The sequence below is a fragment of the Acinetobacter sp. YH01022 genome, assembly GCF_013420235.1.
Taxonomy (GTDB): domain Bacteria; phylum Pseudomonadota; class Gammaproteobacteria; order Pseudomonadales; family Moraxellaceae; genus Acinetobacter.
In genome coordinates this window covers 40,204-57,317 of the sequence record NZ_VOYP01000023.1, presented here as the reverse complement: position 1 = coordinate 57,317, position 17,114 = coordinate 40,204, and the positions used below count along the sequence as shown (strand labels likewise).

At 41.2% G+C, this 17,114-nt stretch carries 13 protein-coding genes and 1 tRNA gene; 3 read left to right on the top strand and 11 right to left on the bottom strand.

From position 1 onward, the window contains the following. Positions 1–297: 297 nt before the first annotated feature. The 7 genes from FTT87_RS09910 to efp form a co-directional block, all read right to left on the bottom strand. Positions 298–374 (bottom strand) — tRNA-Val (locus tag FTT87_RS09910). A 31-nt stretch (positions 375–405) separates the two neighbouring features. After that, positions 406–2,415 (bottom strand): DUF3488 and transglutaminase-like domain-containing protein, encoded by a 2,010-nt coding sequence (locus tag FTT87_RS09905; protein ID WP_180043301.1) that lies wholly within the window; start codon positions 2,413–2,415, stop codon positions 406–408. Between the two features lie 3 nt (positions 2,416–2,418). Further along, positions 2,419–3,324, bottom strand: coding sequence for a DUF58 domain-containing protein (locus tag FTT87_RS09900; protein ID WP_180174803.1), 906 nt, complete (start codon positions 3,322–3,324; stop codon positions 2,419–2,421). 24 nt (positions 3,325–3,348) lie between these two features. Next, a complete protein-coding gene (locus FTT87_RS09895; RefSeq protein WP_373423514.1) occupies positions 3,349–4,311 on the bottom strand; it encodes an AAA family ATPase in 963 nt (320 codons plus the stop codon). 96 nt (positions 4,312–4,407) lie between these two features. After that, on the bottom strand, positions 4,408–4,710 hold the full coding sequence (locus tag FTT87_RS09890) for a YbdD/YjiX family protein (protein ID WP_180043297.1): 303 nt from the start codon (positions 4,708–4,710) through the stop codon (positions 4,408–4,410). Beyond that, complete coding sequence (locus tag FTT87_RS09885) at positions 4,707–6,812, bottom strand: carbon starvation CstA family protein (RefSeq protein WP_086195644.1); 2,106 nt, start codon at positions 6,810–6,812, stop codon at positions 4,707–4,709. Before FTT87_RS09885 ends, FTT87_RS09890 begins: the two co-directional genes overlap by 4 nt. A gap of 173 nt (positions 6,813–6,985) precedes the next feature. Then, positions 6,986–7,555: an elongation factor P gene (efp, locus tag FTT87_RS09880; protein WP_086195645.1), complete on the bottom strand. Its 570-nt coding sequence runs from the start codon at positions 7,553–7,555 to the stop codon at positions 6,986–6,988. A 70-nt stretch (positions 7,556–7,625) separates the two neighbouring features. Between efp and epmB the strand changes: the two genes are divergently transcribed. From epmB to FTT87_RS09865, 3 genes are read left to right on the top strand one after another with little or no spacing between them, the layout of a single operon-like run. Beyond that, entirely contained in the window at positions 7,626–8,642 is a 1,017-nt protein-coding gene (gene epmB, locus FTT87_RS09875; RefSeq protein ID WP_180043295.1) for an EF-P beta-lysylation protein EpmB, read from the top strand. Between the two features lie 13 nt (positions 8,643–8,655). Further along, positions 8,656–10,401 (top strand): GTPase, encoded by a 1,746-nt coding sequence (locus FTT87_RS09870; protein ID WP_180174801.1) that lies wholly within the window; start codon positions 8,656–8,658, stop codon positions 10,399–10,401. Further along, positions 10,383–12,497: an EAL domain-containing protein gene (locus tag FTT87_RS09865; RefSeq protein WP_180174800.1), complete on the top strand. Its 2,115-nt coding sequence runs from the start codon at positions 10,383–10,385 to the stop codon at positions 12,495–12,497. Before FTT87_RS09870 ends, FTT87_RS09865 begins: the two co-directional genes overlap by 19 nt. Before the next feature lie 86 nt (positions 12,498–12,583). On the opposite strand, the gene rpmE is transcribed toward FTT87_RS09865, so the two are convergent. From rpmE to FTT87_RS09845, 4 genes are all read right to left on the bottom strand, one after another. Next, a complete protein-coding gene (gene rpmE / locus FTT87_RS09860; protein WP_001200845.1) occupies positions 12,584–12,808 on the bottom strand; it encodes a 50S ribosomal protein L31 in 225 nt (74 codons plus the stop codon). A 203-nt stretch (positions 12,809–13,011) separates the two neighbouring features. Continuing rightward, the gene (locus FTT87_RS09855) at positions 13,012–14,010 is read right to left on the bottom strand and encodes a bile acid:sodium symporter family protein (protein WP_180174799.1); all 999 of its coding nucleotides are present in this window, start codon (positions 14,008–14,010) and stop codon (positions 13,012–13,014) included. A 227-nt stretch (positions 14,011–14,237) separates the two neighbouring features. Further along, positions 14,238–14,639: a lactoylglutathione lyase gene (gene gloA / locus FTT87_RS09850; protein ID WP_166166964.1), complete on the bottom strand. Its 402-nt coding sequence runs from the start codon at positions 14,637–14,639 to the stop codon at positions 14,238–14,240. A gap of 289 nt (positions 14,640–14,928) precedes the next feature. Further along, a complete protein-coding gene (locus FTT87_RS09845) occupies positions 14,929–17,091 on the bottom strand; it encodes an MFS transporter (protein ID WP_180174798.1) in 2,163 nt (720 codons plus the stop codon). Positions 17,092–17,114 lie beyond the last annotated feature (23 nt).

Genomic DNA, 17,114 nt, shown 5'->3' with positions numbered 1-17,114 from the left:
AAATTTAATTGATATTTATCTAATGCTTTGATGAGAAGCGTTAGATTTTTATTTAGTGCAGAATAACTGCAATTTATTTAGTGCAGAATAAAAAACAAATTAGTGCAAAAAAAGCCGAAAACTTACAATAACTCTATATTCTTGGTCTAATCTTGGTCTAAATTTAACGGCATTATCGGCAAAAAATAGCGATTTTAAAGATAGTGCTGTTAAGGGTAGACTTTATTTAAGACAACAAAAAAGGGTTTTAAACTACTGATTTCGCTTAAAACCCTTATAACATAACGTTTAGAATATTGGTAGGTATAAGCAGACTCGAACTGCTGACCTCTACGATGTCAACGTAGCGCTCTAACCAACTGAGCTATACACCTAAGTGCTGTGAATCATATTCACTTTTATTTTTTAAGACAAGTGCTTTCTATTATTTTTTAAAGTATTTGCACATGTTTTAAGCATTTTTCTAAATTGCTTTATTTGCTGGTGATTTTGCATTAAAGAATAGTGCTGTTGCTGATAATGCTGTGCTGTTTGAGTAAATATCTGTTGCTGATCCTGTTCTGCCCGTTCAGCCAAACGAAGCATCCAGCTATAAAAAGTTTCTGCAGGCTGCTTGCGCAAGTTGAATTCCAATTGTTTAGAAAATTGTTGAATGGCACGCTCATAAGCTGAAACCGACCGACTGCTTCGATAAAAAATCCAGATAAAATAAACCGCCACCACCAGCAGAATACTCAATAACATGATGATACTGCTGGCATAAGCATTTTTAATACCCAGCGTGGACAACCAGCCTTGCTGCTTTTCGGCATCATAGCCCACCACCTTGCTTTGCCATTGATAACTCGCATAATCACTCCAGATTCTCAGGTTTTTCATCACTGCAAACTGGCGATATCTCCATTTCTGTTCTTTATTGCCCAAGATACTGCGATCACTTTCAATATAATTTTGCATTCCCCCATCTATGCGTTGTGGCGCGATAATCGCTGTAGGATCGATTCTTTGCCATTTTCCATGCAATAAAACTTCGGTCCATGCATGTGCATCGAGCTGTCGCACCTCCCAGCTGGCTCGATCAGGGGCAAGTTGTCCACCCTGATAACCCACTACTACACGTGCAGGTATGCCGACATAACGCATAAGCAAAGCAAAACTTGAGGCATAATGTTCGCAAAAACCACGACGTGATTGAAACAGAAATTCATCTATCCGGTTTTCTCCCAGCAAGCCGGGATTCAAGGTGTAAGCAAAACCATTATTTTTATACCACTGCAAAATATTGCTGACATAACGTTCAGGTTGCTGTCCACTCCGCTTGAACATCTCAAATGCAAACTGGCGTGATTGCTCATCCAAGTGCTCTGGAATTTTGGTATTGATCTGTTGCAAAAATCCTGTTTTATATAAAGTCTGTTCTTGCGACTGAGCATTGCCCAGCCATCGCAATACAATCGGCTGATTCTGCAAAATTTGTCGTACCGGCGTAATACGGCCATCCTGTTTTAACTGATAGTTCTGTTGTAATGGTCGCGATTGTTCTAGTCCCATCACCCACATCACATGAGGATCAGCAGCTAAATACTGATAATTAAAACTGTATTTTCCGTTCTTTAGATTTTGAATTGCGACCGGTTTTTCATTGACAAAACTGCTGGTCCAGGTTTTACCGTCATACTGGTCTAAAACCATCGCTCGCCAATATAAATCATTGCGGTCTGGTAATTGATTCATATCGCCAATAATTCGAAATGCCAGACTGCTTGACTGCGATAACTCGGCAATATCCCCTGGTGACATGCTGTCACTCATCCCAGTGACACTTTTTTGTACCGGGATCGGAATCGCCCAAAGTGGTGGCAAGCGCGGGAAAAACACAAACAGTAGGATAAAAAAAGGCAAAGCCAGAATCAGGAATTTAGCCACATGTTTGGCATCACTTTGCCATGCACCAGATGAATTTTGCAATTGTCTAAATTCATGGGTCTGTAAACGGTACAGGCCGATCAGGCAACTGAGTAAACAGAGCAGCACCATCAGTGCCATCCAGATGGACTGGCTAAATAAAAATGAACTGGCACTAACAAACATGGCAAAATTAAACAGGATAATGACATCACGTTTATTCTTGCTTTCCAGCGCCTTAGCAAATAAAAAAGTAGATAAAACGGCAACGCCAGCTTCTATACCAATAAAAGTTTGATAGTTAAAATAAATTGCAGCCAAAGCAACTAAAGTCAGCACAAAGGTCCACACTCTGGATAAAGCCTTGGACTGATCTTTTAAGCTATAAAATAAAAAAAAGATAATTAGGGCAAAAATAAGGCTCAATACCAGCGGATTAAAAATAACCTGTGCCATCAGTATCAATAACAGGGTCATCAGTATCGAGGTTCTGATCTGTGTATCAATCATGATTTAAGCCTGCGCCAAAAGTTTTTTGGCCTGTAATAACTGGCTGTTACCCAAACCTGCAGCCAGTTCAGCTTGCGGTAAAAAAACTGCATATGCACACTGCATTTGCTCACATTGTTCAATTAAGCCCATCATGAGGCTCAGTTTTTCTTCATGCTGAGTACTCAGCATATTGTGATAATGAATTTCAATATTCGGCTGCTCATTGTGCTGTTCAAATACCTTGATATATAAACCTTGTCCACGTGCTGCCTGCTTCCATGACACCGCTTGCAAGCTATCTCCAGCCTTGAAATTACGCAGTTCACGGAATTCATCCATATCCGGCTCAAAACTGTGCTGATGCTGCTTGTTTTCTGCAGGATAAAAAGCCGCTTTAGGGGCCACCCATGAATATTCTTTCAAGTAAAAATAGGTCCAGGCCCGCACCAGCCCAAAAGGATAAACTGAATAGACCTGAAGGGTTGGATAATCAAACCTCCCTCTTTTTTCAGTAAAAAATGACAAGGTCATGTTTTGCTTCAATTCTGAAATGAATATTTTTTCCAAATGCTGGCTAGTTTTAACCCACAAATAACGCGGCTGCTTTTGCGCTTGCTGAAAATGGAGTTGCAAATCCAGTTGATGGCCCACCTGCCCAACTTCATTGACTGAAACCTCAAGCTTGAGCCCATGCAGCTGCTTAAAAGTTAAATAAAAGCTGATACATAAAATGGCACTGACCAGAAAGCAAAAACCCAGAATCAGGTTGTTGGCATAATTTACCCCGGCAATAAACGTCAGCAAAATCAACACCAGATACAGGTATCCCTGCTGATAGATAAAAATCAGAATGTCTTTTTGCGAGAGCTGTTTGATTTTTTTAAACTGGAAGCGTTTCGCTAACCATTTGTGCCACGGCTGGGTCAAAAGTGTAGTCAAGTCAATCACCCTTTAGCTGATCTGGACTTGCTGCATCAGCTGCAAGGTTTCTGCTTCGCTTAGGCCAATACGATGCGACACCACGGCAGCAAACACCGCTTGCACATCATCTGGAGTCACATAACTACGCTGTTCAATAAAGGCGTGCGCCTGAGCTGCTTTTTTCAAGGCTAATAATCCGCGGGTCGATAAACCATGCGGGCTTTTACGGGTCTCAGCAGCCAGATCCAGTAGATAATCCAGCACTGCATCGACAATATAAACTTGCGTCACTAGCTGCTGAATTGTCAAAATTTCCTCTTCATTAAAGACGTGTTGCAAGGTTGAAATCAAGGCATAGCGGGAATCTTGCTGTAATAGCAGTTTTTCTGCAGAACGTGATGGATAGCCTAGTGACAAACGCATCAAAAAACGGTCGAGCTGCGATTCGGGCAGACTATAAGTTCCACTCTGAAACAACGGATTTTGCGTAGCGATGACCCAAAAAGGTCGCGGTAAATCATAACGTACCCCATCTACCGTCACCTGGCCTTCTTCCATCGCTTCCAGCAAAGCACTTTGCGTTTTTGGACTACAGCGGTTAATTTCATCAGCCAGCAAAATTTGGGTAAAAATAGGTCCCTGCTTGAACTCAAACTGATGCTCTTTCTGGTTAAACATGTTCACCCCAATCACATCACTGGCAAGCATGTCATTGGTAAACTGAATACGCTGGAACTTCAATCCGGCAATATGCGACAAGGCACTGGACAAGGTGGTTTTACCCAGCCCCGGCAAATCTTCAAACAGCACATGTCCACCGGATAGCAAACAACATAAAGCCAGTTTGGTTTGCTGCTCTTTATCCAAAATAATCCGATTGATTTGAGTCAGGAATGCCTGAATTTTTTCAGCAAAAAATTCTACCTGAAAATTCAGCTCTTGTTGTGCTAGCGTGAGTTCCTGTTTTTGAACTTTATTCATACCCCAAATCACACTCTTTCCCCAATAAAAAACGGTGCATGATTAACATACACCGTTTTGTTGTTTTTCCAAATAAATCAGAAGATTTCAGACAAACATATCTTCAGGCTAGCAGGGACATTTTTTCATTCCACCGCCTGCGCTTGGATAACGTGAATCCACACAGTGACGGTAAAATGTTTTGGCATCCATGGGGGTTAAATCGGCATGATGTTTTGCCATATGCGCCAAATAGGTCTGATAGTCCGGCACCCCCACCATCAGGCGAAAGCTTTGCTGCAGGCGTTGCCAAATGAGCTGAATGGTTTTAATGCCATTTAGCATCAAAAACTGTTTTGGTTGAGCCAATACCGTAAACTTGATAATTTTGCCCAGTGCCAGTTTTTGACGAATTTGATCTTTTAGACTCATTTCACCTCTCCTGCCACTTCATTTGAGCTAATCTCATCACTGTAAATGGCTTCAGATTCATGCACAGTCGGATTTGGATTTGCCAATGCGCGGCGAATGACACCAATCGCAGCAAACAGCATCACCACCGCCACAATCATGAAGAAACCGCACAGTACTGCATTAATCTGATTGGAGAACACAATCGTTTGCATTTCAGCAATGTCTTTGGCTGGCTTTAAGATTTCTCCACGAGCAATGGCATCAGAGAAACGGTTGGCCTGTGCCAGAAAACCAATTTTCGGATTTTCATGGAAGATTTTTTGCCAGCCAGCAGTCATACAGGTAATGAACAGGAAAATGGTGGGAACAATCGTGATCCAAACATATTTTTCTTTCTTCATTTTGAACAGAATGACTGTGCCTAAAATCAGTGCCATAGCCGCCAGCATTTGGTTACCAATACCGAATAGTGGCCATAAGCTGTTAATTCCACCGAGCGGATCAATCACACCTTGATAAACGAAGAAACCCCAGCCTGCAACAGCGACTGCGGTACCCAACAAATTACCAAAGAAATTGTGCGATTGTTTCACCGCAGGAATTACAATACCGACAGTATCCTGAACCATGAAACGGCAAGCACGTGTACCGGCATCTACCGCTGTTAAAATAAACAATGCTTCAAACAGGATGGCAAAGTGATACCAGAACGCCATCATGGAACGGTTATTGAAAATTTCCGTAATAATGTGCGCCATACCAATGGCAAATGTTGGGGCACCACCGGTACGCGATAGAATTGAACTCTCACCCACTTCCTGAGCAAGCAGAGTCAAGGCTTCAGGTGTCACCACAAAGCCTAAAGTACGTACCGCTTCTGCCGCACTTTCCACCGTTGTACCGAGGACCGCAGCAGGTGCGTTAATTGCGAAATATACACCAGGCTCAAGAATGGTGGCGCAAATCATTGCCATAACCGCAACAAACGATTCCATCAACATGCCGCCATAACCGATCACACGAATATCCACTTCGTTATTAACCAGTTTAGGTGTCGTACCTGAAGAAACCAGGGCATGGAAACCGGAAATGGCACCGCAGGCAATGGTAATGAACAGGAACGGGAACATCGAACCGGCAAAGACAGGACCTGTACCATCCACGAAATGCGTTACCGCCGGCATTTTCATTTCAGGCAATGCCACCATAATGCCCACGGCCAGACCGGCAATCACGCCAATCTTCAAGAAGGTAGACAAGTAATCACGTGGCGCGAGCAGCAACCAGACCGGTAATGCAGAAGCAATGAAACCATAAGTGATCAGACACCAGGTCAACTGCGTACCTGAAAGGGTAAAGATGGGCCCCCAGTACGGATCAGCTGCCACATTACCGCCATAGACAATCGCCAGCATCATCAGCACAAAACCGATGATTGAAACCTCGGCAATTTTTCCCGGACGGATATAACGCATATATACGCCCATAAACAAGGCGATTGGAATAGTGGCTGAAATGGTGAATACACCCCATGGACTGTTGGTTAGGGCTTTTACCACCACCAAGGCAAGCACAGCAAGAATAATGATCATGACGCCTAATGCACCCAGCATCACAATGATACCGGCAAAAGAACCAAGCTCCTGCTTTGCCATTTCACCCAGTGATCGTCCATCACGGCGGGTCGAAATAAACAGGACTAAAAAATCCTGCACAGCGCCTGCAAGTACAACACCGACCAGCAACCAGATGGTTCCTGGCAGGTAGCCCATTTGTGCCGCAAGAATTGGTCCGACTAAAGGCCCGGCACCGGCAATGGCTGCAAAGTGGTGTCCAAACAAGACATATTTATTGGTCGGCACATAATCCAGACCATCTGCCAGACGATGAGCGGGGGTTAAACGTCTGGCATTGAGTTCAAAAACTTTATTGGCAATAAATAAGCTATAGAAGCGATAAGCGATGCTATAGACACAGATGGCAGCTAAAACCAGCCAAACTGCATTGACATGCTCACCTCTGCTGATTGCAAGTATCCCAAAGGACACCGCACCTAGAACTGCCACCAGAAGCCACACTATTTTGGAAGTTATTGATAACTTCGGTTGAATCGTTTCCATGTAAAGCCCTCATATCTAATGCATAAATCAGCCTTCATTTTTTATTGTTCGGTATACTGCTGTTTTTTCCCTTGCGACTGTACTCCTCATATTTTGCTTTTCATCTAATACTTTGGCATAAAAAAAGGGATGATTTTGATCATCCCTTTCGATAATAGTCTATTTTAAAACCATTATGCACGTTCTAAATAGTCACCCGTACGAGTATCTACACGAACACTTTCTTCTTGCTGTACGAATAATGGTACACGAACAACAGCACCAGTTTCGAGTTTAGCCGGTTTGCCGCCGCCGCCAGAAGTATCGCCACGTACGCCTGGATCAGTTTCCACGATTTTCAATACGACGAAGTTTGGTGCACTTACTGTCAATGGAACGCCATTGAATAACATAATGGTACAAAGTTCGTTAGAATCGTCTTTTAACCATTTTGCAGCATCACCCATTGCAGTTTTGTCTGCAGTAATCTGTTCAAAAGTTTCAGGATCCATGAAGTTCCACATTTCACCATCGTTGTACAAGTAGTTCATTTCTACTTCCACGATGTCCGCTGCTTCTAAAGAGTCACCCGATTTAAAAGTTTTTTCTAAAACTTTACCTGTTTTAAGGTTACGAAGTTTTACACGGTTGAATGCTTGACCTTTACCAGGTTTTACATATTCATTTTCCATGATTGAACATGGGTTGCCGTCAAGCATTACTTTAAGGCCTTGCTTAAAGTCATTTGTAGAATAATTGGCCATGAAAGGCTCGCTCCAAACTTACTAACTTAAATCTATTAATGCTAGACTAGCATTATTTTTAACATCTGGCATGATAAACTATTTGTATCAAGAGCAAAACTGGCAATCTCAACTGAGTGACCTGATTACGGACCCTTTAGAGTTGCTTGAAACACTTCAGCTCTCGCCTGATCAATTATTATCAGGGGCAATCCTAGCTTCTGAAAAGTTTAAGTTGCGTGTTCCCCGTGCGTTCGTCGGAAAAATGAGCATTGGCAACCCGCTTGACCCTCTGCTGTTACAAGTATTACCCCATCATCTGGAACTTGAAGATCATCCTGGTTTTGTAACCGATCCTTTAGGTGAGGAACAGGCGAATCAACAGCCAGGCGTATTACATAAATATAAATCGCGTTTTTTACTCACCTTAACTGGGGCATGTGCAGTTCATTGTCGTTACTGTTTCCGCCGTCATTTTCCCTACCAGGAAAACCTGCCAAAAAATGAAGATTGGTTAAATATTAAACAATATATTCAAAATCAACCAGATATAAACGAAGTTATTTTGAGCGGTGGCGACCCGCTTACCCTGTCAAATCGAAAACTTGCCCTGTGGATTGAACGTCTTGAGTCCATGCCGCAAATTAAATTTTTGAGAATTCATTCACGGGTTCCGATCGTAATCCCCAACCGTGTCGATGAAGAGCTGATTTCCTTATTAAAAAACAGTAGGCTGCGCATTATTCTAGTGGTACACTCAAATCATGCCGCTGAGCTGGACGAGTTTACCTGTTCCAAACTTTCAGCGTTGGTTCAACATCAAATTACCGTGCTGAATCAGGCAGTTTTATTAAAAGGGGTTAATAATTCTGCGCAGCTGTTAGTGGATTTAAGTTATCGCCTGTTTGAAGCGGGCGTGATGCCATACTATTTACACGTATTAGACAAAGTAAAAGGTGCCCATCATTTTGACTTAAGTCCTGAAGAAATTAATCTGATATATAAAGAGGTTTTAGAGAACCTGCCGGGATATTTGGTTCCTAAACTCGTTAGGGAAATAGCGGGCGAAAAAAATAAAACACCGCTTTTTGGGGTTTCAACTTTTTGAGTTAATAATAACGATGCTTATGAGTAATTCAGATATCTTCCAAACACCAACAGAGTTAAAGTTGGAAAAATTAAGCTTCTGCCCAACCAATGCAAAAGGCTTACAAGACTGGGTATGCAATTTATCCATTCTTCAATTGGGGAGTTCGTCCAAAGAACTTTTCAATGCCTTGCTGGAAATATCAGAACTTAAATGTCCGGAAATGTTGCGTTTTGACTTGATTCAAATCCTGCATCCTACCCTGGATAATGTTTTAGGCAGCCTGGAAAAGCATTTTTTCAATCAGGGGCTGATGAGCAATGACCGCAGCGACCAGATCATTGAGCTAGCGATGCTTCTACGTAGTCATTTTGCCAAAATTTATATCGATATTTCAAAACGCTGCAACACCCAGCTCAGCATGCAAAAGTTTTCTCTATTTGCATTCAACCAAAAGAAGAGTTTGCAAACGGCCAGAATTGTTTCTACTTATTATGCTTTGCAGCAATTGTCTTTATTGCTTTATCAACAACATTTGCTCTATAGCACGCCTTTATTTGGACAATGGTTAATTGCACATCAGCTGATTGAATGTGCAATTAAAAATAATTTTTATCAAACCAATATCAATCAGATTTTAGACACGCAGCATCCTTTACAAACCGTTGCTCAGGCTTATTCACAACTGGTATTGCTGGAAATTCTGAATACTCATCAAATTCGGCCTTCTGAAATGCAGGGCTTATATTTATGCAGTTTTGACTGGGCCAAACTGGTTCATGTATTACCCAAAGAAACTTCGCTTTCTCGCTATATTGTCGATATCAATAAAGACTATCCACCTGTTTTTAATATCAATCAGGCCAGTCTTTACAAACCGACTATCTATATTTCCACACAAAATTTATTAGATCATCTTTCTGAAACCCGAACCAAAAAGTCTGGTTATTTATCACGTAATGAAAAGCTATTTTTAACCCCGGCACTGCACTTTCATATTCACAACCTGCTTACCAGTAATACTGAACGCCTTCATGAACGTTATGAATATTCTGCACAATTACAAATCTGTTTTAGTCTTTTGGTGGCACACTTTTACCTCTCTAATGGCAAAAACTTTCATGAAACTCTGGATTTAGATATCAATTATCAATTCCATAATGAAAGCAGCTTTATTAATTCGATGAATTCGAATATCCCGGCCGAAATTACCACAGCAAAAACTTTAGATCGTGAAGCCAAACAGATTTATTCTGCAGAAGTTCTGGACATCAGTGTCAATGGTTACAGAATTAAATGGAATGGCTCTGCACCTTCGAATTTGAAAACTGGTGAATTTATTTTAATTCAGGAAAATACCCATAGCCCATGGCGTGGCGGTGTGATCCGCTGGATCAAGCAGTCAACAGCCAAAAGCCTGGAACTGGGACTAGAAGTCTTGGCACAAGATTTATTCCCTTGTGCTGTCATGATCAAAACAGATCGTCATAGCAATAATTACCAGCCTGCCCTGATCGTTCAGTCTAGCCAAGTTGATGAGGTATCCACCAGCCTGATCGTGTCTGGTTCACATATGTTTAGGGAAAAACAAACTATTCATTTACGCTTGGGACGAGAAGAAATAAAAATTTATCTCACCAAAGCACAAATCATTACACAAAGTTTTATCCGTTTTGAGTTCGAATTACTGAATGAGCAACAAGAAAACTTGATCAACAACTTTATTAATAAGCAAACGAATGAAGTCAAGAATCACGATTTATGGGAAGCATTAAAGTGAGAAATCCATTATTGTCTAAAAAGTTAAAACGTACTGAAACACGTTTACTCATTATCGATGATAATCAAATACGTTTTAACCAAATTCGTGACCTTTTAACATCCAGTGAACATTTAGTACATGCAACCTTGCTGGATGATTTACAAAACTTCGAAAAGCAATTACATCACACTTGGGATCTGGTTATTTTTGGTCGTGCTTATGACTTAAAATATGAACAGGCGTTAAGCTTAATCCGCCTGTCCAAGCAACCAAACCTTCCAATGATCCTGCTCAAACCTGATGATTATCAGGCCGATCAATACGCAGGTTATATTCGTAAAGGGATTTATGACATTCTTAATCTGGATTATCCAGATCGTTTTTATATTGGTCTTTTACGTGCCCTTTCACTCAGTCGTTTGCTGCTGACACAACAACATTTAATGGAAGAGCTAGAAACAGCTCAAACCCAGGCCCAGTCTTTAGTTCAAGAGAGCAACAAAGCCATTGCACTGATTCAGGAAGGTATTCATGTCCAGGCAAACCCTGAATATTTAACACTTTTTGGGCTTAATAATGAAGATCAGATTGTTGGACTTCCCTTACTCGACCTACTTCAGCCTAAAGATTTAAATGATTTTAAGTTACGTTTTAAAAAAATTTCACAAGGTCAGTTTGATTTAGGGCGTTTTGAAATCAACAGCTTAAATCATCAAATATCTGTTCCAAACCCGCTTAAAGTTGAGTTTTTACCTTCTACGAATGAAGAAGATGCCGTACAAATTACGATTGATATTGAATCTTCACCATCAGTTCAGCCTACATCTACAACAGCCGATGCTCCAAAGTCCAATACCTATCAGCTGATTAATCGTACCATCACTCAACAACCTTCAGATATTAATGCCCTCGTGGTATTTTCCCTGGCTTCTTGTCCTGATAATATTTTTAAAGAGGAGTGGGATACACTCAAAAATTATTCCACTAATATCAAGGATTTTTTAAAAGAGCAAACTCATGCTCCATTATTTCAAACAAGTTTTGGTATTTATGTGGGCTTGTTCCAAGCCGAATCTAAAGCCAAATTAGAGTCCAAACTGATCGGTTTAAGTTCATTAACTAAACCGCAATTATTGTCCATTGATCACACATCCTATCCGCTGAATCTCAGAATTGGCTATACACTGCTCGATACTGAAATACGTGATGAAAAACATTTTGAACAATTTATTGCTACAGCTTACAAGACTGCTTTACCGGAAAATCAGCCGACTCCTGCACTTGAATTAGAAACACCCTTAAACATTCCAAGCATTGAGCTACAGCAACCCGAAATTAAGGCAGTACCTAGTTCACCTGAAGCAACCCTACTCAGAGCCTTGCAACAAAGCTTGGATCGCGGTGAAATTCACCTTAAATATCAACAGCTCTACGATAAGCAAGACACTAATTTATATACTTATGAAGTCACCAGCGGTTTTATTTATGAAAATGCCTGGAAAGATCTGGCTGGCTTAAGAGAACTTGCAGACGATCCTGAGTTATCCATTAAACTGGATCGCTGGATATTAGTGGAATCATGTAAACAACTGCATAATTTCATTACTCAATATCCTGAAGCAAAATTGATTGTGAATTTGAATAAAGCTGTACTATTACACGACCGAAGCTTCCCTGAATTCATTTCCAAACTCATTACCATTGTCCGCAGTAAATTGAAGCATCCATTAGTTTTACAATTTTCAGAAGAAGATATTAGTCAAAATATCTCAGATGCTCAAAAGTATATTGCCCAGTTACGTCAATTTGGCGCTGAAGTTTCCCTCAGAGACTTTGGTAATAGCATTTATAGCGAGTCGATGCTACGTCAACTTGATGTAAATTGTTTAACTTTACATCAGAATTTGACCAAAATGCTGCAAACAGAAAAATCGACGCAAGAATTACAGGAAAAGCTGAGTGCCTTCCAGGAAATTAAAGCTAGCGAAATCATGCTGCGCGATCTCAATGACATGACTCTGTTTGCAAACGCATGGAACGTGGATGCTCGTTTTATTCAGGGCGATTATTTCCAGAAAAAACTGGATCATTTGATTGATGTACAAGACCAATAGGTCTTGTACAAGGTCTGTAATTGAGTCATTGATGAAATAACGGACATAAAAAACGGGCAAGAAGCCCGTTTTTTTCATTTTGGGTATTAACGTTTGATAGAACGTGACATACCTGCAAAACGTTGTTTGAATTTGTCGATACGGCCGCCAGTGTCCACATTCTTTTGTTTACCAGTATAGAATGGGTGGCATGCTGAACATACGTCTAGGTAAATTGTTTCTTTACCAAGCGCTGAACGAGTTTCGATTACGTTACCACATGAACAAGTAGCAACTAATTTTTCATATTTTGGGTGAATATCGGCGCGCATCGTCGATTACTCCTAAGTTAAGAAAGGCTTATGCTGTCATCGCAATTGATCACTCTCATGATTCATGAGGAATAAGCTTGATCCAGGAAAAAGCCAGACCAACACCACAACAGACCATTCTTTTGGCCCACCGAGACGGATACCGTCAGGGCTAAGCACAACAAGTGGGCGCAATTATACGGGAAAAAATAACAGATAGCGAATTATTCTTTACCCTCTTCTATCTCTTTAAACTCATCTACAGGATGTTTTGACCAGTAGTTGGCAATGACTCCACAGACCATAAGCTGAATTTGATGAAAAATCATAATCGGCAAAACAATCATACCCAAAGACTGGCCAATAAATAAAATTTGTGCCATCGGCACTCCACTAGCCAATGTTTTTTTTGAACTGCAAAAGAACATGGCAATTTGATCTTCCCGGTTAAAACCCAGCCATTTTGGAAGATATAAAGCCAGTAGCATGATGATAGTCAAGAATACTGAACAGGATACGGTCAAAATCAGCAACGTCTGCCAGCTCACTTCTTGCCACAAACCGGCAACTACTGCCCCACTAAATGCCCCATACACCACCATTAAAATAGTGCCCTGATCAAAGGCTTTAACTATACCTGGCTTTTTCAGCATCAAAGGATAAACATATGGTCGCAGGATTTGCCCTAAAATAAACGGCACCAGTAATAACAAGGTGATTTGAACAATCGAGGAAGTTGGATCAAAACCATGCTGTGACTGACCTAGAATAAAGAAACTGACCAATACCGGGGTAATAAACATACCAACGATATTGGAAAATGAAGCACTACACACTGCACTGGCGACATTACCTTTTGCTACCGAAGTAAACGCAATGGAAGATTGCACGGTAGAGGGCAAGAAGCACATAAACAGGAAGCCCCAATACAGTTCCTTACCTAATAGAGGTAACAGAATGGGTTGTGCAAGTAATCCAAGGATAGGAAATAATGCAAAAGTAAATACAAAAACCACCACATGAAACTTCCAGTGCATGATGCCTTGCATCACCGCTTCTCGGGACAGTTTTGCTCCATGTAAAAAAAACAGGATTGCAATGGCAATGCTGGTTAAAATTCCAAAAACATCTGCAGCTCCGCCTGCTACTGGAGCTATACTGGCCAAAATTACCATCACTACCAGCAAAATGGTAAAGCGGTCCAATGCCAACAGTTTTAACATTATTACGTCCTGTAAATGACAGCCAATAAAAAACCCAATAAGTGATTTTACCTTGCGGTAAAGTTTCATCTTACTGGGCTGAATAAATAAAGCCAGTGTTTCAACTCAATGTTGAATATTTAGTTTATCTATATCACTTTATGATGAGACTTCTGTCATCAATTCCTTTTATTTATCCTTATGGGAGAAAAAATAAAAAGAGTGTCAATAATGAGCAAAGAAGTCTGTTAGTTATTTCTGGCATTAACATCTTGCTGAATTAGCTCGATTTTATAGCCGTCTGGATCTTCAACAAAAGCGATCACGGTAACACCACCCTTCATTGGACCAGCTTCACGCACCACCTTACCACCACGTGCCTTGATCTCTTCACAGGCTTTATAGGCATCATCGACCGCAATCGCAATATGGCCATAGCCATTGCCCAGCTCATAACTTTCTGTGTCCCAGTTATGCGTCAATTCCAGTACGGTATGGTTTTCTTCATCACCATAGCCGACAAAAGCCAGAGTGAATCGACCTTCTTCATAATCACGTTTACGAAGTAAAGTCATACCGAGTACTTCAGTATAAAACTTTAAAGATTGTTCTAGATTGCCTACTCGTAACATGGTATGCAGCATGCGCATCATTCATTTTCCTATGTTTCAATTTTTACAGACACTATAGGGAGTTGCTGGGGAAAATTCAATTTAGCAAACTGGAGCTGGATATCATTTATTGTTTCACTTCCCCATTATTATTACATTTTTAAATCAATATTCTGCTTAACAGCACAGCGCACCATAATGATGGAGTCTTCACTTAGGCTATTTAAAAAATAAGACTGAACCTTTACTGCAATTTTTAGCCAAAGAAAAAACCCATTTCATCTTCAAGACAAAATGGGTTTTTCATTCATTTTTTAAAAATTTGAGCTTAATTGGACTGTTGCTGATGTTCACGCAACAGCTTCGCCACCCAGACCACCAAGATTAAAATTGGAATGCCAATCAGCGTGGTCATGAGGAAGAAATTCGGATAACCAATATTGGTCACAATGGTTCCTGAATAGCCGCCTAAAATCTTCGGCGTTAAAGTCATCAGCGAACTAAAAATGGCATATTGTACTGCAGTGAAAGATACACTGGTTAAACTGGACAAAAATGCGATGAATGCTGCACCTGCCAATCCCGATGCCAGGTTATCGACAATAATGGCAAAATATAACCACAGCGAACTATAAGGTTTAATGACCTTGCCGCTAATTTCAACATCGTCAGCCGATTGAACATTGATTGCAGCTAAAGGCTGTACATCAATATCCAGATCTTTGGCTGTAGTTGAGTTCATATCGATAGTATAGCGATGCTGTGCGCTTAAAATGGCTTTGTCATTATCGATCACTTCAGCCACGAGCTGTTTTGATGCTGAATTTACCAGGCTTTCTGCTGGAATAGCGGTGCTAAATACACCTGTTTTGTCCAGATTGGCATCAAATTTTTGACCGTCCAAACTCAGGACAATTTTTTGTGTTTCATTCAAGGGCTGCCCAACATACTGGCCCCGTACCACCAGACTGTTCTGTTGTTCATTTGAAGCAATAACATTATCGCTGGTCACCGGCAGAATTTGCATCATGCCTGATTGAGCACCTTGCTGTTGCGCATTCTGTTTTAAATAGGGAACTGTGCTCACTACTGAGGGTTGTGTATCATCTTGATATTGCACTTGAACCTGTACTGCATTGGCTTGTGCCAAAACCTGACTCGGCACTTTCAGTTTCCAGTAACCCACTTCATCCGATTGAACCTGATACTTGTGCTGACCTACCGTGACTTGAACATCATGGGTTGGCTGGCCTGATTTCACCAAACCGATAAAGATCAGGTTGGTTGAGCTGGCCAAAATTGCACCAACAAACATCAGTTTCATAATGTTCATACGCTGTGCCAACAAGCCACCCAGGAAACCACCGACCAGGCTGAAAATCACCCCGTAAATTTTTACTGCTTCCGCAATTTGCTCTTTACTGAAGTTTAAATCCTGATAGAACACATTGGAGATGACCCCGGCAATAATGTCCGAGATGCGATAGAAACCGATGAGCAATAACAGAACCAAAGCCAGCTTTAAGCCATAGCGTCTAAAAAAATCGGCAATCGGGCTGATCCAGGTTTCCATAGCCATTTGCTTGTTGACCGCACCCATTTTGACCAATAATGAGCCCAGCAATACGGCTACCGCAGCAGATCCAACAAAGCGCAAGGTTTCAAAGCAAAACAGCAATAATGAATCGGTAATTGCAAATTGTGCCTTAACAGATTCGGTTAGAGTTCCGGAAAAAATATAGCTCAATACAAAGCCAATCACGGCAACAAAAAATACGGCCACCAGACGATAGTAATCACTACGCTTATAATCTTTATAAGTGCGATCAACCTTCGGTTCACGAATCACTAAAGTGGTGATAATTCCGACCAGCATGACTGCTGCCATAACCAAATAAGTAATTTTCCAGGCGCTATAAATATAGTTTCCTTTAGCCGTTCCAAGTGAGGCCGCAAGGAACAATGCACCTGCACCGGCCACAATCATCCCGATGCGATAACCTGCATTATAAGTCGAGGCAAGCACTGTCTGCATTTCAGTTTCTGCAAGTTCAATACGATAGGCATCAATCACAATATCCTGAGTTGCTGCAGAAAAACCGAGTAACACAGCTCCTGCTGCCATCTGATATAAATAGCCCTGACCGAGTGCTGGATTAGAAAAAGCCATCGTACAAATGGCACTGATAATTAAAACTTGTGCAATGAGCAACCAGGCCCGACGTCGCCCCAGCTTTTGGGTCAAAAATGGCACCGGCAACTCGTCAATCAAAGGTGCCCAAACAAACTTGAATGAATAGCCCAGGGCTGCCCAGCTAAAAAAGGTTACTGCACTTTTTTCAATGCCGGCTTCACCCAGCCATAAGGACAGACTGGAAAAGATCAAAAGAATGGGAATACCAGCTGAAAAGCCTAAAAACAGCATGATCAATGCACGACGATCGAGAAAAGCAGTAAAGGCAGATTTCCACCCTATAGATTGTGTTGTCATTACGTTGTTTTTTTCTGCAAAAC

Bases quoted from the DNA above. Each gene is read 5' to 3' on its own strand.
- FTT87_RS09905 (WP_180043301.1), bottom strand. From the start codon at position 2,415: ATGATTGATACACAGATCAGAACCTCGATACTGATGACCCTGTTATTG.
- FTT87_RS09890 (WP_180043297.1), bottom strand. From the start codon at position 4,710: ATGAGTCTAAAAGATCAAATTCGTCAAAAACTGGCACTGGGCAAAATT.
- FTT87_RS09885 (WP_086195644.1), bottom strand. From the start codon at position 6,812: ATGGAAACGATTCAACCGAAGTTATCAATAACTTCCAAAATAGTGTGG.
- efp (WP_086195645.1), bottom strand. From the start codon at position 7,555: ATGGCCAATTATTCTACAAATGACTTTAAGCAAGGCCTTAAAGTAATG.
- epmB (WP_180043295.1), top strand. From the start codon at position 7,626: ATGATAAACTATTTGTATCAAGAGCAAAACTGGCAATCTCAACTGAGT.
- FTT87_RS09870 (WP_180174801.1), top strand. From the start codon at position 8,656: ATGCTTATGAGTAATTCAGATATCTTCCAAACACCAACAGAGTTAAAG.
- FTT87_RS09865 (WP_180174800.1), top strand. From the start codon at position 10,383: ATGGGAAGCATTAAAGTGAGAAATCCATTATTGTCTAAAAAGTTAAAA.
- rpmE (WP_001200845.1), bottom strand. From the start codon at position 12,808: ATGCGCGCCGATATTCACCCAAAATATGAAAAATTAGTTGCTACTTGT.
- FTT87_RS09855 (WP_180174799.1), bottom strand. From the start codon at position 14,010: ATGTTAAAACTGTTGGCATTGGACCGCTTTACCATTTTGCTGGTAGTG.
- gloA (WP_166166964.1), bottom strand. From the start codon at position 14,639: ATGCGCATGCTGCATACCATGTTACGAGTAGGCAATCTAGAACAATCT.
- FTT87_RS09845 (WP_180174798.1), bottom strand. From the start codon at position 17,091: ATGACAACACAATCTATAGGGTGGAAATCTGCCTTTACTGCTTTTCTC.